At 42.8% G+C, this 19,585-nt stretch carries 20 protein-coding genes; 16 read left to right on the top strand and 4 right to left on the bottom strand.

Features of this window, described 5'->3' with window-relative positions; all coding sequences use genetic code 11:
* The first annotated feature begins 82 nt into the window (after positions 1-82).
* The 16 genes from NFR61_RS09255 to dacB all read left to right on the top strand — a co-directional run bounded on the left by NFR61_RS09255 (position 83) and on the right by dacB (position 13,985).
* The gene (locus tag NFR61_RS09255; RefSeq protein WP_251623359.1) at positions 83-1,255 is read left to right on the top strand and encodes an EpsG family protein; all 1,173 of its coding nucleotides are present in this window, start codon (positions 83-85) and stop codon (positions 1,253-1,255) included.
* Positions 1,248-2,063: a glycosyltransferase family protein gene (locus NFR61_RS09250; protein WP_251623357.1), complete on the top strand. Its 816-nt coding sequence runs from the start codon at positions 1,248-1,250 to the stop codon at positions 2,061-2,063. Before NFR61_RS09255 ends, NFR61_RS09250 begins: the two co-directional genes overlap by 8 nt.
* A gap of 66 nt (positions 2,064-2,129) precedes the next feature.
* Complete coding sequence (locus NFR61_RS09245; RefSeq protein ID WP_251623350.1) at positions 2,130-2,999, top strand: rhamnan synthesis F family protein; 870 nt, start codon at positions 2,130-2,132, stop codon at positions 2,997-2,999.
* Positions 2,993-3,811 (top strand): glycosyltransferase, encoded by an 819-nt coding sequence (locus tag NFR61_RS09240; RefSeq protein ID WP_251623348.1) that lies wholly within the window; start codon positions 2,993-2,995, stop codon positions 3,809-3,811. The genes NFR61_RS09245 and NFR61_RS09240 overlap by 7 nt, the downstream gene beginning before the upstream one ends.
* Positions 3,808-4,710 (top strand): glucose-1-phosphate thymidylyltransferase RfbA, encoded by a 903-nt coding sequence (gene rfbA / locus NFR61_RS09235; protein ID WP_251623346.1) that lies wholly within the window; start codon positions 3,808-3,810, stop codon positions 4,708-4,710. Before NFR61_RS09240 ends, rfbA begins: the two co-directional genes overlap by 4 nt.
* Before the next feature lie 5 nt (positions 4,711-4,715).
* Positions 4,716-5,288, top strand: a complete 573-nt coding sequence (rfbC, locus tag NFR61_RS09230; RefSeq protein ID WP_251623344.1) for a dTDP-4-dehydrorhamnose 3,5-epimerase — start codon at positions 4,716-4,718, stop codon at positions 5,286-5,288.
* The gene (gene rfbD / locus NFR61_RS09225) at positions 5,281-6,144 is read left to right on the top strand and encodes a dTDP-4-dehydrorhamnose reductase (protein ID WP_251623342.1); all 864 of its coding nucleotides are present in this window, start codon (positions 5,281-5,283) and stop codon (positions 6,142-6,144) included. The genes rfbC and rfbD overlap by 8 nt, the downstream gene beginning before the upstream one ends.
* A 6-nt stretch (positions 6,145-6,150) precedes the next feature.
* Positions 6,151-7,281, top strand: a complete 1,131-nt coding sequence (locus NFR61_RS09220; protein ID WP_251623340.1) for a dTDP-glucose 4,6-dehydratase — start codon at positions 6,151-6,153, stop codon at positions 7,279-7,281.
* Between the two features lie 136 nt (positions 7,282-7,417).
* A complete protein-coding gene (locus tag NFR61_RS09215; protein WP_251623338.1) occupies positions 7,418-7,708 on the top strand; it encodes a nucleotidyltransferase domain-containing protein in 291 nt (96 codons plus the stop codon).
* The gene (locus tag NFR61_RS09210) at positions 7,705-8,178 is read left to right on the top strand and encodes a toxin-antitoxin system antitoxin subunit (protein WP_251623336.1); all 474 of its coding nucleotides are present in this window, start codon (positions 7,705-7,707) and stop codon (positions 8,176-8,178) included. Before NFR61_RS09215 ends, NFR61_RS09210 begins: the two co-directional genes overlap by 4 nt.
* A gap of 316 nt (positions 8,179-8,494) precedes the next feature.
* Positions 8,495-9,748 (top strand): peptidase U32 family protein, encoded by a 1,254-nt coding sequence (locus NFR61_RS09205; protein ID WP_251623334.1) that lies wholly within the window; start codon positions 8,495-8,497, stop codon positions 9,746-9,748.
* A gap of 10 nt (positions 9,749-9,758) precedes the next feature.
* Positions 9,759-10,361, top strand: coding sequence for a ribosome biogenesis GTP-binding protein YihA/YsxC (gene yihA / locus NFR61_RS09200; RefSeq protein ID WP_251623332.1), 603 nt, complete (start codon positions 9,759-9,761; stop codon positions 10,359-10,361).
* 10 nt (positions 10,362-10,371) lie between these two features.
* Positions 10,372-11,148, top strand: coding sequence for a toxin-antitoxin system YwqK family antitoxin (locus NFR61_RS09195; RefSeq protein WP_251623325.1), 777 nt, complete (start codon positions 10,372-10,374; stop codon positions 11,146-11,148).
* Between the two features lie 7 nt (positions 11,149-11,155).
* Positions 11,156-12,394: an exodeoxyribonuclease VII large subunit gene (gene xseA, locus NFR61_RS09190; protein WP_251623324.1), complete on the top strand. Its 1,239-nt coding sequence runs from the start codon at positions 11,156-11,158 to the stop codon at positions 12,392-12,394.
* Positions 12,395-12,416: 22 nt separating this feature from the next.
* On the top strand, positions 12,417-12,617 hold the full coding sequence (gene xseB, locus NFR61_RS09185; RefSeq protein ID WP_251623321.1) for an exodeoxyribonuclease VII small subunit: 201 nt from the start codon (positions 12,417-12,419) through the stop codon (positions 12,615-12,617).
* Positions 12,618-12,620: 3 nt separating this feature from the next.
* Positions 12,621-13,985: a D-alanyl-D-alanine carboxypeptidase/D-alanyl-D-alanine endopeptidase gene (gene dacB, locus NFR61_RS09180; RefSeq protein WP_251623319.1), complete on the top strand. Its 1,365-nt coding sequence runs from the start codon at positions 12,621-12,623 to the stop codon at positions 13,983-13,985.
* Between the two features lie 68 nt (positions 13,986-14,053).
* Here the strand turns inward: dacB and dnaK are convergent, their stop codons facing one another.
* The 4 genes from dnaK to NFR61_RS09160 all read right to left on the bottom strand — a co-directional run bounded on the left by dnaK (position 14,054) and on the right by NFR61_RS09160 (position 19,036).
* On the bottom strand, positions 14,054-15,961 hold the full coding sequence (gene dnaK / locus NFR61_RS09175; protein ID WP_251623317.1) for a molecular chaperone DnaK: 1,908 nt from the start codon (positions 15,959-15,961) through the stop codon (positions 14,054-14,056).
* Between the two features lie 253 nt (positions 15,962-16,214).
* A complete protein-coding gene (locus tag NFR61_RS09170; RefSeq protein WP_251623309.1) occupies positions 16,215-17,942 on the bottom strand; it encodes a BACON domain-containing protein in 1,728 nt (575 codons plus the stop codon).
* Between the two features lie 25 nt (positions 17,943-17,967).
* Complete coding sequence (locus NFR61_RS09165) at positions 17,968-18,705, bottom strand: DUF6261 family protein (RefSeq protein WP_251623307.1); 738 nt, start codon at positions 18,703-18,705, stop codon at positions 17,968-17,970.
* 7 nt (positions 18,706-18,712) lie between these two features.
* Complete coding sequence (locus NFR61_RS09160; protein ID WP_251623305.1) at positions 18,713-19,036, bottom strand: hypothetical protein; 324 nt, start codon at positions 19,034-19,036, stop codon at positions 18,713-18,715.
* Positions 19,037-19,585: the final 549 nt, after the last annotated feature.

Here is a 19,585-nt window from a genome sequence, read left to right as displayed (position 1 = left end):
TGTAAATTAAATGGTATGGTAATTTATAGATTGAATTTATCAAGATTAAAGTTTGACAAATTTATTATAAACAATAATTAATATGTTCTATTTGTTAATTGCAACGTTATTACTGCTAGGTGCCCTTTATCACATTTATGATAAGCCAAATAGTAATACAGAAACATATATATTGTTTGTTCTTTTCGTTACTATTGCGGGTTTAGCTTATGAAACGGGTGTTGATTGGCGTTTATATAAATTTAGCTATGAAAATATAAATAATTTAACTGACGTAATATCCAAAAAGAATTTTTTTGCAACTAGTGGATTTATAGTCGAACCTGGTTTTGCGTTTCTCGGATCTATTAGTAAATCAATTTCAAGAGAGTTCCAACTACTTGTATTATTTGTTAATGTTATTTGTGCTATATTTATATTTAAACATCTTAGATATTACACTTTTCATTATTATCTCTTTTTTCTCTTATATCTAGGATACATTTATTTTACATTGAATATGAGTGGCATAAGGCAGGCTATTGCTGTTGCGATATTCATATATTCAATTAAATATATTAAAGAAAATAGGATAAAGAATTATATGTTATGCTGTTTCACTGCGGCGTTATTCCATGTTTCAGCTTTAGTAACAATCCCAATATATTGGATAAGTAAATTTAGACCTCAACCTGTTATCATTTGGATATTAATTTTTTCGGGTTGTTTTATATATGTCTGTCAGATTTCTTTAATTAATAGCTTAATTTTACAATTTGCTTCAATATTTGATAATCCGTTTATAGATAAAATTGTTAAATACTCTTTAGAATCTGAAGAAACACAATCAACGGTTTCTCCTAAAATCTTTTTATATATACTTCTTCTTGTTATTCTTTTACGACGTAAAAAAATTCTTATTCAAAAGAATTCATATACAGAAATATTATTAAACGTCTATATATTTTTTCTTATAATGCTTGAATTTTTATGGGATACAGGAGATGTCATTGAACGGTTAAGATATTATTTCATTATTAGTCTTTTTATTTTATTACCAAACTTGTGTTTTTCCTTTAGACGTGTCTCTAATAGATTTCTGGGAATGGTATTCATTTATGTTTTATCTCTTTGGTCAAGTAATCCTATTTTCTTTGAATTAAAAGGTGGCCAATCATATAATCCTTATCAAAACTATTTAATCTATAAATTGATGGACATCGAAAGTGATGGCGATAATCGCTTAGATAAATTTATTAATAGAGACGATGGATAATCGGGTGTTAATCGTAGTTGTAATATACGAAGAAAATATCTTTTCTACCAATGTCTATAAGTCATTATTGAAGTATGTGACAAATCGGGTGTATATCTTTGATAATTCTAAACGTTGTCTTTTTGATAGAGAGATTGAAGATAATTGGATATATAATTTTAATGGATCTAATGATGGTATTAGTAAAGCGTATAACATAGCATCTATATTTGCAAGAAAACACAATTTTCAATGGATGATATTTTGTGATCAAGATACTATTTTCCCCAAAAACTTTGTAAAAACTATTATAACACATATTGATAACTTCCCTGATATTAAACTTTTTGTACCTAATATTATATTAGAGAATGGGAAATTCATTTCGCCGCTCAGGAAATATTTTTGCTTCACAAAAGCATCTAACAAATTAAGATCTGGAATCTTAGAAATAGAAAAATATGTGATTATTAATAGTGGTATGGTTGTTTCTCTTGAGTCATTTCTTCAATGCGGTGGATATAACGAGAAAGTTTGGTTAGACTATAGTGATCTCCAGTTTATTGAACGATTTGGTCGTTTTAATAAAAATTTTTATGCAATTAATATTATTGCAAAACAAAATTTTTCAGGTTTGGAAACAGATACTGTTAAACTTGTGAATCGTTTTAAAATTTTTTGTGATAGTGTATTACACTATAAGTCGTTTACACTTGTAGGAAGAATTAAAATATTTATTCTAGTGTTAAAAAGAGTATTGTCTTTAACGATAAAAACACGTAAAATTCAATTTATAAATCTTTATATAAAATATTATTTGTTAAAATAGTATTGTTAAATGTTTTGGTATAAAATGATTTCTTCAATCTGAAAATTTAGTTGTTCAAATATCAATATGAGGACAAAAGGGATTATTTCATTTTATTTTGCTTTAATATCAGATATATTCTATCGTTTTAAGAAAAAGAAAAAATTAGCAAAGCAGACGAAAAGAAAATCAGTTGAAAGCAATTTAATAACTGTCTATATTCATGAATGGGGAGGCTATAAGCTTCAAAGAATAAAACACATCCCTAAAATTAAAGAATTTGAATGCGGTCTATTCTATCAACTTTTGAGATTTAACAGAGAGACCTTGTTAAATTTAAAAATTTATGTCACTATTTCGGAAATAGAAAAACTTAATACCATCGATAAAAATTATATTGAAAATAATTCAGATAAAATTATCCCTGTCTCTAACACTGGAATGGATTTTTCTGGATACGCAGTAGCATATGATATGGAGAGAACTCGTGAAAATCATTACATCATACTTACAAACTCTTCTGTAAATGCACAAATTGATACTTTTCTTAACGATTATATTGAATATATGGAGAATAATCAAGATGTTGGAGCATTAGGGATTTCGTGTAATTCTCGATATACTCAAACACTTTTTAAAAATAATTTCTCACCGCATATCCAAAGTTTTTTTATCCTTACTACTGTTGATGTTTTAGATGAGATAGTAAAATTAAATAAAGGTCAATTTCCAGGAATTAACATCATTGATAAAAGGCTTTTAATTAGAGAGGGAGAAGTAAAGTTTTCACAACTAGTACTTGATTTAGGGTATAAAATATCGGTGGTTTTAGAAAGTGGTAGAGTATATAAATTCGACTGTAATACTCCGGAAGTTGAATTTCCTTTTGGGGATATGCGTATGTATTCCAATAATCCGAATAAAATAACTCCTATATCTAAAGAGATATTATGTTGACGGCTTCTATTGTTACATATCATACATTACATACAGACTTACAACGACTAATCAAGTGTGTTGAGCAGTCTGACGTAAAAGTTTTATTTGTCATTGATAATTCATCTAATGATGAGCTAAGAGATTTTGTCAGTAATACCCCAAAAATACGTTATATTCATTCTGTTAATCTTGGATATGGATCTGCTCATAATGTTGCAATAAAACTAGCGATGGAACTTGGTGGTACTTATCATGTAGTTTTAAATCCTGATGTTTACTGGACAGGAGATGTATTAGGCCGATTGAGCGAATTTATGAATAGGACTCCCGATTGTGGATTGGTAATGCCTAAAATCGTTTACCCATCAGGTGATACTCAATATTTGTGTAAACTTCTTCCATCTCCTATGAATCTGATTGTACGTAGATTTATTCCGATTAAGTCGTATCAGAAGAAGCATGATTATATGTATGAACTTCATTGGTCTGGCTATAACTCTGTGATGGAAGTTCCTTCTTTATCCGGTTGCTTTATGTTTATGAGATGTTCAGTATTAAAGCAAGTTGGTGGATTTGACGAACGATATTTTATGTATGCAGAGGATTTGGATCTTTGTCGACGAATCGGTGAAGTTTCAAAAACTATATTTTATCCAGAAGTTTCTGTAGTGCATGAATATGAAAAAGGCTCCTACAAGAATAAAAAACTATTGAAGTACCATATAAAATCTGTTATTATATATTTTAACAAATGGGGTTGGTTTTTCGATAGGAAACGTATTGAAAAGAATAAATACTGTATTTCGCTTATAAAAAAACTTCTTTTATGAAAGGCATTGTTCTTGCCGGCGGTTCCGGCACACGGCTTTATCCGATAACGAAAGGGGTGAGCAAGCAGTTGCTGCCGATTTTCGATAAGCCGATGATTTATTATCCGATTTCCGTGCTGATGTTAGCCGGAATTCGGGAGATTCTGATTATTTCGACACCTCAGGATTTGCCGGGTTTCCGGCGGTTGTTGGGGGACGGTTCGGATTACGGGGTGCGCTTCGAGTATGCGGAGCAACCAAGTCCGGACGGACTGGCACAGGCGTTTATCATCGGAGAGCAGTTTGTGGGAGAGGATTCCGCCTGTTTGGTGCTTGGGGATAATATCTTCTACGGGCAGAGTTTTACGCGGATGTTGCAGGAAGCGGTGCGGACAGCGGAGGAGGAGAAAAAAGCCACGGTGTTCGGTTATTGGGTGAGCGACCCGGAGCGGTATGGGGTGGCAGAATTTGACAAGGAGGGGAATGTGTTGAGCATCGAGGAGAAACCGAAAGCGCCGAAGTCGAATTATGCCGTCGTGGGGTTGTATTTCTACCCGAACAAGGTGGTGGATGTGGCGAAGCACATCCAGCCGTCTGCACGCGGAGAACTGGAGATTACGACGGTGAACCAGCGATTCTTGCAGGACGGAGAGTTGAAGGTGCAGCTGTTGGGGCGTGGTTTTGCGTGGCTGGATACGGGGACGCACGATTCGTTGAGTGAGGCTTCGACGTTCGTGGAGGTGATCGAGAAGCGGCAGGGGTTGAAAGTGGCTTGTCTGGAGGGAATCGCCTTGCGTCAGGGCTGGATTACACCTGCCAAGATGAGGGAACTGGCACAGCCGATGATAAAGAATCAGTATGGGCAGTATCTGATGAAGATGGCGGATGAGTTTGAGAAAAATGAAAAATTCGGGGAATAATCCATATGGAACTGATTGAAACTTTCATAAAGGGAGTGGTACTCCTTCAACCTCGTTTGTTCGGAGATGAACGAGGGTACTTTTTTGAGTCGTTTTCACAACGGGATTTTGAAAAACTGGTGTGCAAGACGACGTTTGTACAGGACAATGAATCAAAGTCGTGTTACGGCGTGTTGCGGGGATTGCATTTCCAGAAGCCTCCGTATGCCCAATCTAAGCTGGTGCGGGTGGTGAAGGGAAAGGTGTTGGACGTGGCGGTGGATATCCGCAAGGGTTCGCCGACATTCGGCAAGTATGTGTCGGCAGAGTTGAGCGAGGAGAACAAACGACAGTTTTTTATTCCGCGCGGATTCGCCCACGGGTTTGCGGTATTGAGTCCGGAAGCGATATTTCAGTACAAGTGCGACAATTTTTATGCACCCGAGTATGAAGGGGCTTTGGCGTGGGATGATCCGGATCTGGGCATTGATTGGCAATTGCCGGTGGAGAAGGTGATTCTTTCGGAAAAGGACCGGTGTCACGTCCGATTGAAGGAGGCGGAGTGGTTGTTTGATTATAATGAGAAGTTGTATGAATGAGCGTATTTTAGTAACTGGTGCGAACGGACAGCTGGGGAATGAGATGAGGCGTCTGGCAGAGGGGGCGAATGCGGAGTGTTTTGTTTTTACGGATGTGGCGGAGCTGGATATAACGGATTTGCAGGCTGTTCGTTGTTGTATGAGCGAGAATCGGATTTCGGTGGTCGTGAATTGTGCGGCTTATACGAATGTGGACAAGGCGGAAGAGGATGCTGGGATGGCAGATCGGATTAATCATCAGGCGGTGGAAAATCTGGCTGTTGCCTGTCGGGAGACTGGAGCTACCTTGATTCACGTTTCTACCGATTATGTGTTTCAGGGGACCGGTCATCTGCCTTGCCGGGAGGAAGAACCGACCTATCCGCTGGGGGTATATGGCAGGACGAAGTTGGCTGGAGAAAAAGCGATTGAGGCCAGCGGGTGTCGTTATCTGATCTTCCGGACGGCCTGGCTGTATTCTTCTTTCGGCAATAATTTCGTAAAAACGATGCGTCGGCTGACTGCGGAGCGGGAACGGCTCACGGTCGTGTTCGACCAGGTGGGGACTCCTACTTATGCAGGAGATTTGGCTGCGTTGATTTACTATGTCATAGAATCAGGAAAGTATCGGGAACATCAAGGAATTTATCATTTCTCGAATGAAGGGGTATGTTCGTGGTATGATTTTGCGAAAGAGATTGCCGCATTGTCTGGGCACGAATGTGACATTGTTCCTTGTCATTCGGATGAATTTCCGAGCAAGGTGAAGCGTCCGGCTTTTTCCGTCTTGGATAAAACGAAGGTGAAGCAGGATTTTGATTATCAGATTCCTCATTGGAAGGAGTCGCTTGTGAAATGTATGGATGAATTAAATTAAGAAGTTATGGATTTTAAAAGAAATATATTGATTACCGGTGGAGCCGGTTTTATCGGTTCGCATGTGGTTCGGCTGTTTGTAAGGAAGTATCCGGAATATCATATCATCAATCTGGACAAATTGACTTATGCGGGCAATCTGGCCAATTTGGCGGATATCGAGCAAGCACCAAATTATACGTTCGTAAAGGCGGATATCTGCGATTTTGAAGTAATCTGTGAATTATTCCGCAAATATCATATTGATGGCGTGATTCATCTGGCCGCGGAGAGTCATGTAGACCGTTCCATCAAAGACCCGTTTACGTTTGCCCGGACGAATGTGATGGGTACTTTGTCCCTGTTGCAGGCTGCCAAAGTGGCCTGGGAGGGGGCGTATGACGGGAAGCGTTTTTATCATATTTCGACGGATGAGGTTTACGGCGCTCTTAAACTGACTCATCCCGAAGGCGTTCCTGCGCCGTTCACTACCAAAGCGTCGAGCAACGACGATATGGCATACGGCACGGAGTTTTTTGTAGAGACAACGAAATACAATCCCCATTCGCCCTATTCGGCATCAAAGGCATCAAGTGACCATTTTGTGCGGGCTTTTCATGACACATTCGGACTGCCGACGATTGTAACCAATTGTTCGAACAATTACGGCCCTTATCAGTTCCCGGAAAAACTGATTCCTTTGTTTATAAACAACATTCGTCACAATAAACCGTTGCCGGTGTATGGCAAGGGCGAGAACGTGAGGGATTGGCTGTATGTGGAAGACCACGCGAGGGCGATAGATTTGATTTTCCACGAGGGTAGGATTGCAGAGACGTACAATATCGGAGGTTTCAACGAGTGGAAGAATATCGACCTGATAAAAGTCATAATCAAGACGGTCGATCGTCTTTTGGGTAACCCGGAAGGACAGTCTGAAAAATTGATAACTTACGTCACCGACCGTCTCGGTCATGATATGCGATATGCCATTGATTCGCGCAAATTGCAGAGTGAGCTTGGTTGGGAACCATCTCTTCAGTTTGAGGAAGGCATCGAGAAGACGGTGAAGTGGTATTTGGATAATCAGGAGTGGTTGGATCAGGTGACAAGCGGGGATTACCAGCGTTACTATGAACGGATGTATGGTGATAAGTAAGAGAGAACTGTAAATAGGTTTGTTGTATGCGGAGATTAAGGAGGCTCACCGGGAGGTGAGTCTCCTTTGTTTTTAGGGAGGGGTTGGTTTATTGAGAAAGTCTGTTTATCTTTGTTGATATAAAAACAAGATAATTATGCGTTTAACTGCTGGGGAGATAGATACAATTGTCCGGATAGCTCAAGAAGTTTACGGCTGGGGAGTAGAGGTGTTTTTGTTTGGTTCGCGTACGGATGACAGTAAGCGGGGGGGGGATATTGATTTATTGGTTAGAAACGCAGGAGAGAAGAAAGGAGTTTTGGAGCGGGTGCGGATGGTGGCTAAGTTGAAGTTGGCTTTAGGAGACCGGAAGATTGATGTGGTTGGAGATTATGAGGATAATGCAGTTGTGCGGGAGGCTATGTTGCATGGAATACGATTGATATGACAGAGAAACGGCAGGAATTGAAAGAGCGGTTGCTTCGGGCATTTGAAATCTGTGATAAACATGTTGTACGGATTGAGGAGGCTTTACGTGGCTTGAAATTGTATTTCCCGTTAGATGAAGAAACTTATCTGAACCTAAATAGTGATGCGGTGATGCGTTTGGATCAGTTTATATTTCGTTTTTCCAAATTGCAGGATGCTATAGGAACGAAGATATTCAGGTATGTATTATCGTGGTTGTATGAAGAGGTAGAAACTATGTCAATGCGTGATGTCTTGGATCGTTTGGAACGATTGGGAGTAATTGATAGTATAGAGAATTGGGTTTATATGCGGGAGTTGAGAAATACAATTGCACATGATTATCCGTTGGATACTCAAGAAGTCGTGGTTTCATTAAATGAACTAGTCGAAAGTACGGGAAGTTTAAAAATCGTATATGAACGTTTGAAAGAAAGATTTTTTGCTTGATCTCAAATTAATTACAAAACTTTATCAGCCGGCAGTTTTTTTCCGGTTTTGATTGGGGATCATATCTACTGTGTTATACTCAGTTATGGTTTTGATATTCTGTTTTTTCTTTTCCATATACAATAGTTGCAATATCTTCTAAAGAGCCTAATTTTATTTCGTTTGATTTCATTAAATCTCAATTTGTGCTTCAAAGATAATGAATATTATTTGTGAATGGTATGGGTGGAGAATTGAAATGCCAGCCTTGGCGCTGTTTAGTGATATGAAAGTTTTTTATAAATTTGTGTGTTTATAATCAGTTTCTGGCAAGAGTATGACAAGAAAGGATTTTGAAATAATGGCTCCGGTGGGATCTTATGAATCTTTGGCTGCGGCTTTACAGGGAGGGGCGGATTCGGTGTATTTCGGTGTGGAGGGATTGAATATGCGGGCACGTTCGTCTGCTAATTTCACGTTGGATGATTTAAAGCATATTGTGGAAATCTGTTCGGAGAAGGGGGTAAAAACCTATCTGACGGTAAATACGGTGATTTATAATAATGAGCTGGAGAAGATGCGGCGGGTGATTGATTGTGCGGGAGAGGCGGGAGTGACAGCGATTATTGCTTCCGATTTGGCGGCTATTCTGTATGCGCGCTCTGTGGGAGTGGAGGTACATATCAGTACGCAGTGCAACGTTTCTAATTTTGAGGCGTTGCGTTTTTTTGCCGGTTATGCGGATGTGGTGGTATTGGCACGGGAAGTGTCGTTGGAGCAGGTGGCGGAAATTCATCGTCAGATTATCGAGCATAATTTGCGGGGACCGAAAGGAGAGTTGGTGCGGATTGAGATGTTTGCTCACGGGGCGTTGTGCATGGCAGTATCGGGTAAGTGTTATTTGAGTTTGCATGAGAAAAATGCTTCTGCCAATCGGGGTGCCTGTTTTCAGATTTGCCGGCGGGCCTATACGGTGAAAGACCGGGATAATGAGGTGGAACTGGATATAGAGAACGAATACATTATGTCTCCCAAAGACCTTTGTACAATAGGATTCCTGAATAAAATGGCGGATGCGGGAGTGCGGGTATTCAAGATAGAAGGGCGGGCGCGTTCGGCGGAATATGTACGGACGGTATGCGAATGTTACAATGAAGCCATTCAGGCCTATGTGGACGGAAGCTATGCGGCAGAGCGGATTGAAGAATGGAAGAAGCGCTTGGCAACCGTATTTAACCGGGGCTTTTGGGATGGTTATTATTTGGGACAACGATTGGGAGAATGGAGTGAAGTATATGGCTCCAAGGCAACGAAGAAGAAAGTATTGTTGGGGAAGGTGACCAATTATTTTAAGAATTTGCAGGTCGGGGAGTTTAAATTGGAATCTTTTGATTTGAATGTGGGGGATGAGATATTGATACAGGGAATGACTACAGGAACCATACAGATGCAGGTGCCTGAAATCCGGGTAGATTTGCAACCGGTGGATAGTGTGAAGAAAGGAGCGGTATTTTCAATGGCTGTCGGGGAAAAAATCAGGAGGGGAGACAAATTGTACAAATGGGTGGATGCTACGGATGATAATTTTTAAATAAAAGGGAATGGAGATAACGAAAGCTGAATTTGTAGTAAGCAATTCCGATGTAAAAAAGTGTCCGCCGCCGGACCGGCATGAATATGCGTTTATCGGGAGGTCGAACGTTGGAAAGTCGTCGTTGATAAATATGCTGACAAATCGGAAAGATTTGGCAAAGACGGCGGCGAAACCGGGGAAGACCCAATTGATAAATCATTTTCTGATGAATGAGGAGTGGTATATGGTGGATTTGCCGGGATACGGTTATGCCCGTACGTCGAAATCCTCGCGGGGACAGTTTGAGAAGATGATTCGGGATTATATTTTAAAGCGGGAAAATCTGGTGTGTTTGTTTGTGTTGATAGATAGCCGGCATGAGCCTTTGCGGATAGACCTTGAATTTATGGAATGGTTGGGAGAAAACGGAGTGCCGTTTGTAATGATTTTTACAAAAGCAGATAAATTGACAGCGACTCAACGGGTGAGCTGCATTGACAATTATCATCGGGTGATGTTGGATACGTGGGAGACAACGCCGTTGGCATTTATTACTTCGTCTGAGAAAAGGCTGGGACGGGAAGAGGTATTGGATTATATAGATGAATTGAATCATACGGTTAAAATATAGGAGATAAGTTATGCGATTGAGTATATATATATATGGTTGGGGACTGGTTGGCCTAATGAGCGTCTGTCTGTCGGCAGGTGCCCAGCAGGGAGAACTGAAAGAGGCATATTATGCGGACGGCACGTTGCGTTACCGGGGATATTTCGTCGGCAGGCAACCGGTAGGGGAAATGCTTCAATATTATCCTTCGGGGCAGGTGAAGGCAAAACTGAATTACCGGGGAGAAGAAACGGATGCTGTTATTTACAGTAAAAACGGTGAGTTCAGTTCATCGGGTCGGTATTTGAACCGGAAGAAAACAGGCGTGTGGGAATATCGCAAAGGAGAGCGGCTATTGACGACGGAAGAATATGCGGAGGATAAATTGGATGGAGTTTCTTGCAAGTATTATGCTTCGGGGCAGGTGGCGGAGAGAAAGACCTGGAAGTCGGGCGTATTGTCCGGAGAGTGGAAAGTCTTTTACGACAACGGGAAATTGAAATTTGAGACGGTATTTGTGGATGGAAAATTGGATGGAATATTGAGGGCGTATGGTTACGGGGGAAAAGTGCGCATAGAGGGGGCATACCGGAATAATCTGAAAGAAGGTGTATGGCGTTATTACGATGAGGAGGGAGAACTGCTGCGGGAACGTCATTTTAAGGCGGGCGTTTCGGACAATCAGCAAGAGGAAGATTTGCAGGAAAGCGAACAGATACAACAGTTGGAAAATGAGGTGAAGGCAATTGTGGACCCTGCGAATTTTACAGATGAGCCCGATGTATATTTACAGATGATGGATGAGTAACGGAGGTATGGATTTCATTTCTTTATTTGACTTAAACAACCAGGTCAAAAATGTATTGAAAGAGAGATTTACGGCACCCGTTTGGGTGGCGGCGGAGATTGCTGCCGTCTTGGAGAATCACTCCGGACATTGTTATTTGGAATTGGTTGATAAACCGGAGGGGGAGGAGAATCCGACGGCCGTGGCAAGAGGGACGATATGGGCTTTTACTTACCGGATGCTGAAGCCTTATTTTGAGACGACGACGGGGAGAACGCTGGAAAAAGGAATGAAGGTATTGATACAGGTGGAGGTCGTATATCATGAATTATACGGTTTATCGTTGAATGTGAAAGACATTGACCCGACATTTACCGTAGGGGATGTGGAGCGGAAAAAACGGATGATTATAGAGCAGTTGGAGCAGGAGGGGATTATTGATATGAATAGGAACCTGGAATTGCCTCTTTTGCCTAAGAATGTGGCCGTCATATCTTCACCGACGGCGGCTGGGCTGGGGGACTTCCTGGACCAGTTGGAGAATAATTCTTACGGCTATAAATTTCATGTTAGGCTCTTTCCGGCGGTAATGCAGGGAGAGCGGACGTCGGAATCGGTGATTGCGGCATTGGACAGGATTTATGCGTACGAAGATTTATTTGATGTAGTGGTGATAATCCGGGGGGGCGGAGCCCAGTCGGACTTGGGAAGTTTTGATACGTATGATATGGCGGCGAATGTGGCGCAGTTCCCTCTGCCGGTCATTGCGGGAATCGGGCATGAGCGGGACGAAACGGTCGTGGACAGGGTAGCATACCGGCGGGTGAAGACACCCACGGCGGCGGCGGCTTTTTTGATTGAAACGTTTCAGGACTTTGACGCTCATTTGGAGGAATTGAAAGAAAGTTTCCTGACGGAAGTACAGGAGCTTATCGCAGAAGCAAAGAGCCGGCAGCACCTGCTGGCGGTTGATTTAAAACGGCTGACGCAATTAATGCTGGATGGTAGCGTCGGTCGTTTGCGTTTATTTTCCCATAAGTTGAAATCCGGATGTGGGGTGAAATTTGATAAAGACAGGCATCTTCTGGAAGTGGCGGAAATAAAGATGAAGTATGTAGACCCGGAAAACGTATTGAAAAGAGGCTACTCCATTACCCGTTTGAATGGCAAGGCGGTATTTTCGGCGAAAGGGATGAAAGCGGGGGATGTGTTGGAAACCGTGTTGGCAGACGGGCAGATAAGGAGTGTGGTAACAGGAGAAAAATAGAATATAGATAAAAGCAGATAGTATGAAAGAGAAATTGAATTATAAGGAAGCGATGGCGGAGATAGAGCAAATTGTTGCTCAACTGGAGGAGAACAAACTGGATGTGGATGAATTGAGTGCGAAGGTAAAGCGGGTTTCGGAGTTGATAGCCTTTTGCAAAGCGAAATTGCATGACACGGAGAAAGAGGTAGAGAATATTTTAAAAACAATAGAAGAAGAGTAAAAGATGAAACATGTTTTATTTTGGTTGGTTTATTTTTGGTGTGTAACCGATGCCGGGGCGCAGGAAGCAATGTTGGAGCGTTTCTTGGAAAGCCCGGAGTTGAAGCACGCCTCGGTAGGAATCTCTGTAAAAACCGTCAAAGGTGGGAGAAATGTTATTGATTACGCCGGCGACAAGGCGCTGCAACCGGCCTCTGTATGTAAATTGCTGGCAACCGCTCTGGCGTGGAGGGAGAAGGGGAAAGATTTTTGCTATGAGACTTCCGTAGTAATGACTGGCAAGATTGAAGAAGGTACGTTGTGGGGAGATATTGTGGTGCGGGCGGCAGGGGACCCTTGTTTGGAATCCCGGTTCTTTCCGGATGAGGAGTTCATGGAGCGGTTGGTGGAAAATATATGTCAGCAGGGAATACGGAAGATACAGGGAAAGGTGAGGATAACGGGCAATCAAGAGGTGGCGCTGCCGGGTTCCTGGCTGTGGGAGGACATATCCAATTATTACGGGGCGGCTTACTTCCCTTTTAACTACCGGGACAATACGTATTATATCGGTTTCCGGACGGGAGAGGTGGGAGAGAAAGCCGACCTGCTGTTTGTGAAGCCGGAACAGCCGGGTGTCCGTTTTGTCAGTGATGTGGTGGCTGGGGTCGGACGGACGGACAACGCTTGTATATATGGCGGACCGTATAGCGGGGAAATGCGGGTTGTGGGAAACTTGCCCCGAAACCGTAAGCTGTATACAATAAAAGGTGCCATGCATCGGCCGGATTTATGCTTTCTGCATGAATTGGAGCAGAAATTGAATGAGAAAGGCGTGGTGGTGGTGAAAGAGGCATTGCCGGAAACGGAGGAGAAAGAGTTGGCGGTATTTCGCTCTCCGACGTTAAAGGAGATAGTGCGGGAGACCAATAAGAAAAGCATCAATCTCTTTGCAGAGGCGCTGGGGAATCTGGCAAGCGGCGGGGACTACCCGGCGTATTGCTGTCGGGAACTGGAGGGAATCGGTATAGACACTTCAGGGATAACCTTGCGGGATGCCTGCGGGTTATCGGTGGTGAATGCCGTACCGGCGGAGGTATTTACCGACTTATTGCTGTGGGTGCATGATGAATTGAGGTGGGACTTTGTGGCATCCTTGCCTTTGGCGGGAACGGATGCGTGTTTGAGTGCCTATTGCTCGGCAGCGCCTGTTTTGAAAAATAAATTGAGGGCAAAAACCGGTTCTTTTGCTGGGGTGCGCTGTCTGTCGGGGTATCTGACGAAAAAGGACGGTGACATATTAGCCTTTACTATCCTGGTGAATCATTTCACTTGCCCGCCTGTGCAGATTCAGAAACGGATAGGGCAATTCCTTGCCTCGTTGCTTTGATTATTTAGGAATAAAATAAACCCCGGCTGGTTTTCCAGCCGGGGTTTTATTTGTTGTCCGGGAAGCTATTACTTCACCTCCTCGAAATCAACATCGGTTACTTCCTGGTCTTTTCCGCCATTGTCGGTCTGACCGGCACCCTGGGGACCTTGTTGTGCACCTTGCTGTTGTTGAGCTTGGGCGTTGTACATCTCTTGGGATGCTGCCTGGAAAACATTGTTCAATTTATCGATAGCCGCATTAATCTGGTCTACGTTCTGCGCTTTGTGTGCGTCTTTCAGTTCCTGCAAAGCGGCTTCTATCGGCTGCTTCTTGTCGGCGGGCAATTTGTCACCGAACTCTTTCAATTGTTTTTCCGTCTGGAAAATCATAGAATCAGCCTTGTTGATGGTATCGATGCGTTCCTTTTCCTTCTTGTCGGCTTCGGCATTCGCTGTCGCTTCGTCTTTCATCCGCTTGATTTCAGCATCGGAAAGACCGGAAGATGCTTCGATACGGATAGATTGTTCCTTGCCCGTAGCCTTATCCTTGGCAGACACATTCAGAATACCGTTGGCGTCAATGTCAAAGGTAACTTCAATCTGGGGTACACCGCGCGGGGCAGGCGGAATGCTGTCCAGGTGGAAACGGCCGATGGTCTTATTGTCTTTTGCCATGGGGCGTTCACCTTGCAGAATGTGAATCTCTACCGACGGCTGATTATCGGCTGCCGTTGAGAACACTTCCGACTTCTTCGTCGGTATCGTCGTATTGGCTTCAATCAATTTGGTCATGACGCCGCCCAATGTTTCGATACCCAAAGAAAGCGGGGTTACATCCAACAACAATACATCTTTCACTTCTCCCGTCAGGACACCTCCCTGGATAGCGGCACCTACAGCTACCACTTCGTCCGGGTTTACACCCTTGGAAGGAACCTTGCCGAAAAACTCCTCTACCTTCTTCTGTACGGCAGGGATACGCGTAGAACCTCCGACGAGAATAACTTCATCGATTTGAGAAGCCTGTAGGTTGGCGTCTTGCAATGCTTTCTTACAAGGCTCGATAGTCTTTTCTACCAAATGGTAGGTCAGCTGGTCGAACTGTGCTTTGCTCAACGTACGAACCAAGTGCTTGGGAATACCGTTTACCGGGAATATATACGGCAGATTGATTTCTGTCGTAGTAGAACTGGACAATTCGATTTTTGCCTTTTCGGCAGCTTCTTTCAGACGCTGGTGAGCCATGGCATCCTGGCGGATGTCGATGCCTTCGTCTTTCTTGAACTCGTCGGCCAGCCAGTTAATGATAACATCGTCGAAATCGTCACCTCCCAGATGGGTATCGCCGTTGGTAGATTTAACCTCAAACACGCCATCGCCCAATTCGAGGATAGAAATATCGAACGTACCTCCACCCAAGTCAAACACGGCAATCTTCATATCCTGATCTTTCTTGTCCAACCCGTATGCCAATGCTGCTGCCGTCGGCTCGTTGATAATACGTTTCACCGTCAGTCCTGCGATTTCGCCGGCCTCTTTCGTAGCCTGGCGCTGTGCGTCGTTAAAATAGGCGGGCACCGTAATAACGGCCTCGCTTACTTCCTGTCCCAGATAATCCTCTGCCGTTTTTTTCATTTTCTGCAAAATCATGGCAGAAATCTCCTGCGGAGAATATTTTCGGTCATCGATAACCACGCGCGGCGTATTATTATCTCCTTTTACCACCTCGTAAGGCACACGTTTAATTTCATTGGTTACCTGGTCGAACGTCTCTCCCATGAAACGTTTGATAGAATAAATCGTCTTTTTAGGATTCGTGATAGCCTGGCGTTTTGCGGGGTCGCCCACCTTTCTTTCTCCGTTTTCGACAAATGCGACAATCGAAGGCGTCGTGCGCCGGCCTTCGCTGTTCGGTATAACCACCGGTTCGTTGCCTTCCATAACGGCAACGCAAGAGTTTGTGGTACCTAAATCAATTCCAATAATTTTTCCCATGATAATTTATTTTATTTCGTTTATATTATTCGTTTTACGTGTATTGAAAGTTGTCATTCAAACACGATAATCTTTTTATCAAATGGCATGCCATTGCGGGAAAACAATTATCGGGGAGTAAAAATGGCGTTTTTTAGGAGCAAACGGGCAAGGAAATGTCATATTTCATGACAGAACGTCAGCGTACCGGCTACATGGAATACGACTAAAAAAGTCCGGTGTATCACCGGACTTTTTCTTTCAACTTTCGCTATCACTCCGCCTTGCGGAAATCTATGGTAATCGTTTGACCGTCGTAGTCCCAACTTTTAATTTCAATACTCATATTTTCCGGAATAGCATTGTTATCAAACCAAGCCGTCACCGGGAAAATACTCACACCGTCACCGGGATTATCATTGCATTCTAAGCGAGTTAAAGCAGTATTCTTACTTACATCTAATGATGTGAGTTGATTCTGTCTGCAATCCAAGTCAATCAACGCCGTATTCTTGCTTACATCTAACAATGTAAGTTCATTACCGTTGCAACCCAAGTTGGTCAATGCCGTATTCTTGCTTATATCCAATGAGGTTAGTTCATTATACATGCAAACCAATTGGATTAATGCTGTATTCTTACTTAAATCCAACGACGTAAGTTTGTTAAACATGCAAGACAACTGGGTCAGTGCTGTATTCTTACTTACATCCAAAGATGTGAGTTGATTTCGGTCGCAATCCAAATACATTAACGCCGTATTCTCACTTACATCTAACGACGTGAACGGATTTTCGGAACAAGATAAAGAAGTTAATGCCTTACAACTGCTCACATCTAAAGAAGCGAGTTGATTTCTTACACAGGACAAACTCTCCAAAAACGTACACTTGCTTACATCCAAAGAAGTAAGTTGATTATTATCACAACCTAACGTCGTTAATGATTCAAAATACTCTATTCCCTTTAAAGATGTCAAACCCTCATTTGATATAAACAACATCTCAATCTTATTTACATCTGTCAGGGTAATATGAGAAACATCGGAGATATAGCCTTTTTTCATCAACACCTTGGCAAATTCAGAATCAAATTCAGTAGTAATATCCTTGTCAGGAACAGCCTGACTAATATAAACAGTATCGGAAAGTACATCATTCTTATTCCGTACAACAATCTTAGCAGTACGCGGCACCTCTCCGGTATTCTCATCGATATGAAATACCAAACGGTCCACGCGGCTGGCCCTCGTCTCCACCTGACTAATCCATGAAGCAGCATCACCCAAAATACCGACTTCGTAATCAACATTATATTTCAACTCCACGGCAATAGTAGTATCCCTTGCCGACAGTTTATATTCCGTTTGTGTCAGCACCAACCGGTCATTCTGTGCCTGATAAATACGGACAGTATCCTGCAAAAAAGCAGTAACGAAAACAATATACCCCATTCGGGATTCATCGCTTTTATTCTCACTAACCATAAAATAATAAGTCGTATCAGTTACATTCGCCCGTGTTTTCTCCATCAAAGTTCCAATCCAACCAGAGCTCATCACATAATAGGAAACATTACTCTTCACATTCACGGCCACCACGCCGCCCTCCTGCGGTACCTCGAACTTATCCTTACTCAAAATAATGGCCACCTTGCTTTTCTGTGTCACGCTCAGCACCTGCGTCTTATCACCCGCCTTCACCGTCAGATTCATATTGCGGTCCTCCAACTCCCCGTAACTTTGCATGCTCACCGTAACAGTCGAATTTCCCGTTCCGGAGGTAACATCCGTCGTACACCAATCGCTCTCGTTGGTAATCGTCCAATTCCCATCACACATAATCGTAAACGTCTTTTCTCCCCCCTCTGCATCAAAAACCAACTCCGAGTTAGAAAGCACCAACATAAAAACAATCGGCTCGTCGGGGTCTTCTATGCTCTTATCCTTGCTGCACCCTGCCAACAGCGCGAGGCACAGCGTCCAGTACAGTAATTTTTTCATCTTTCTTTATTTTTTGATTGATAATTTATTCTTCTGTTCCTTCTTCCTCCACCGTTTTTTTGCTGCGTCCGAGGCGGCGGGCAACGACATCCTGCGCTTCGCCGACAAGTTGGTTGATGCGGTCGATAATGCGGGCATAATCGGCTTCGCCTTTGACGATGGCGAGGGCGTTAATCATCTCGCACAGCTTTTCAAATGCCGTCTGCACCGTGGCGCGCACGGCCTTGCTCGTTTCCGAGGGAGCGTCCGAAGCGGTCTCCGTGCGGGAGAGCATCGTCTGCTCAAATTGTGTGTTGGCGGTGCGTAGGGAATCTATCCAGTGTTCCGCAAACAGCTTCTTGACAAAAGTGGCGTTCGCTTCCAGGGCAAAGTCCTGCAACAGGTTGGTAATGGCACCGGTTTCTTCGCGGTAAGGCATAGCGGCAATGTTCCGGCCGTATTTATCCACCAGCGACAGCAGTACATCGGCAGCCTGCGCCTGTTCTGCATCGGGAGACGCTACGTAGAGTTTCAGATTGGCGACCATACTGCGGAAAAGATAATCCCGCTGCGCATCCAGTCGGGCGAGTTCAGCCGTCCGGGGGCTGCGGCGTTCGGGCAGAAGAGCCGTGTCATACTCCTTTAGGCGGGCATAGAATGTATCGCATAGCCCTTTCAGAGGTTCCTCGATGGTTTCGTCCTGTTTCAGGAACACCGCCACATCGGAATAAACTTGGAATGCTTCCAGATTGCGTAAAGATTTGAGATTCGTTGAGGTAATCATAAGCTTATTATTTTAGATTAGACAATATTGTTTGGTTTTCTTTAGCCGACGGCTGTCGGCATATCGGTTGGGTGCGGGAAAGACAAACGGGCGTCTGTCGGCTTAAAATCCCGTGTCGGGACACCCATCCTATGGTAGCCGGCACCTTAATCCCTTGCGGGAATGCCTTCCTGGAGCCCGTGGGCTTGGAATCCCGGATGGGGATTGCCTCCCGATGGCTGTCGGCTAAAAGTCCCGCATGGGGACGGTCTCCCTGCGGTTGTCGGCTTATTTTCGCCGTGCGGGGATGGCAAGTGCCCATTTTATGATTTATTAAAATAATGAAGTTCAAATAGTTATGATTTAAAAAACCAATTTAAACCTTCGTTTAAATTTGGTGAGTGTTGCGAAATGTGAAAAAAAATTATTGTTTTGAGAATGAACGCTTTGCCCTCGGTAAAAATTTGTTACTTTTGTGTGAAACTTATCTAATTTAAACGAACCCTTTTTTTGGTCGTGCATTTCATTTAAAAACAAGTAGTTATAAAAGTCTTTACATTCTTTTTGTGTTATGATAAATATGCAATTTTTCCGTCTTTTTTCTTGTTTGAAAGTAGAATGAAAACACATTGAAACCTCCGAAAACCGGCAAGAATAAGAGTTATGGAGATGAAAAAAAACCACTAAAAACCTACGTTTTTATTCGCGGAGAAAGATGTTCCAGGCAGTCGCGGGGAGGATTTGCTAATTTTTTAATTATGAAGTTTTTATACGGAAGTATCTTTTTATAAATTTGCCCGTGATTCACGAAAATAACGCCAAAAAAAAACGTACGTTTTTTTGGTTATGAAAGATTTTGATAATGAAGTGGTTAAGAAAAGATTTTTTCCGGGATTTTGGT

It is taken from the genome of Odoribacter lunatus (assembly GCF_943193135.1).
GTDB lineage: Bacteria > Bacteroidota > Bacteroidia > Bacteroidales > Marinifilaceae > Culturomica > Culturomica lunata.
The sequence above is the reverse complement of the archived record's forward strand: the minus strand, read 5'-3'. Positions and strand labels throughout refer to the sequence as shown.

Excerpts from the sequence above, each read along its gene's own strand:
- NFR61_RS09255 (WP_251623359.1), top strand. The coding sequence starts at position 83 with ATGTTCTATTTGTTAATTGCAACGTTATTACTGCTAGGTGCCCTTTAT.
- NFR61_RS09250 (WP_251623357.1), top strand. The coding sequence starts at position 1,248 with ATGGATAATCGGGTGTTAATCGTAGTTGTAATATACGAAGAAAATATC.
- NFR61_RS09245 (WP_251623350.1), top strand. The coding sequence starts at position 2,130 with ATGAGGACAAAAGGGATTATTTCATTTTATTTTGCTTTAATATCAGAT.
- NFR61_RS09240 (WP_251623348.1), top strand. The coding sequence starts at position 2,993 with ATGTTGACGGCTTCTATTGTTACATATCATACATTACATACAGACTTA.
- rfbA (WP_251623346.1), top strand. The coding sequence starts at position 3,808 with ATGAAAGGCATTGTTCTTGCCGGCGGTTCCGGCACACGGCTTTATCCG.
- rfbC (WP_251623344.1), top strand. The coding sequence starts at position 4,716 with ATGGAACTGATTGAAACTTTCATAAAGGGAGTGGTACTCCTTCAACCT.
- rfbD (WP_251623342.1), top strand. The coding sequence starts at position 5,281 with ATGAATGAGCGTATTTTAGTAACTGGTGCGAACGGACAGCTGGGGAAT.
- NFR61_RS09220 (WP_251623340.1), top strand. The coding sequence starts at position 6,151 with ATGGATTTTAAAAGAAATATATTGATTACCGGTGGAGCCGGTTTTATC.
- NFR61_RS09215 (WP_251623338.1), top strand. The coding sequence starts at position 7,418 with ATGCGTTTAACTGCTGGGGAGATAGATACAATTGTCCGGATAGCTCAA.
- NFR61_RS09210 (WP_251623336.1), top strand. The coding sequence starts at position 7,705 with ATGACAGAGAAACGGCAGGAATTGAAAGAGCGGTTGCTTCGGGCATTT.
- NFR61_RS09205 (WP_251623334.1), top strand. The coding sequence starts at position 8,495 with ATGACAAGAAAGGATTTTGAAATAATGGCTCCGGTGGGATCTTATGAA.
- yihA (WP_251623332.1), top strand. The coding sequence starts at position 9,759 with ATGGAGATAACGAAAGCTGAATTTGTAGTAAGCAATTCCGATGTAAAA.
- NFR61_RS09195 (WP_251623325.1), top strand. The coding sequence starts at position 10,372 with ATGCGATTGAGTATATATATATATGGTTGGGGACTGGTTGGCCTAATG.
- xseA (WP_251623324.1), top strand. The coding sequence starts at position 11,156 with ATGGATTTCATTTCTTTATTTGACTTAAACAACCAGGTCAAAAATGTA.
- xseB (WP_251623321.1), top strand. The coding sequence starts at position 12,417 with ATGAAAGAGAAATTGAATTATAAGGAAGCGATGGCGGAGATAGAGCAA.
- dacB (WP_251623319.1), top strand. The coding sequence starts at position 12,621 with ATGAAACATGTTTTATTTTGGTTGGTTTATTTTTGGTGTGTAACCGAT.
- dnaK (WP_251623317.1), bottom strand. The coding sequence starts at position 15,961 with ATGGGAAAAATTATTGGAATTGATTTAGGTACCACAAACTCTTGCGTT.
- NFR61_RS09170 (WP_251623309.1), bottom strand. The coding sequence starts at position 17,942 with ATGAAAAAATTACTGTACTGGACGCTGTGCCTCGCGCTGTTGGCAGGG.
- NFR61_RS09165 (WP_251623307.1), bottom strand. The coding sequence starts at position 18,705 with ATGATTACCTCAACGAATCTCAAATCTTTACGCAATCTGGAAGCATTC.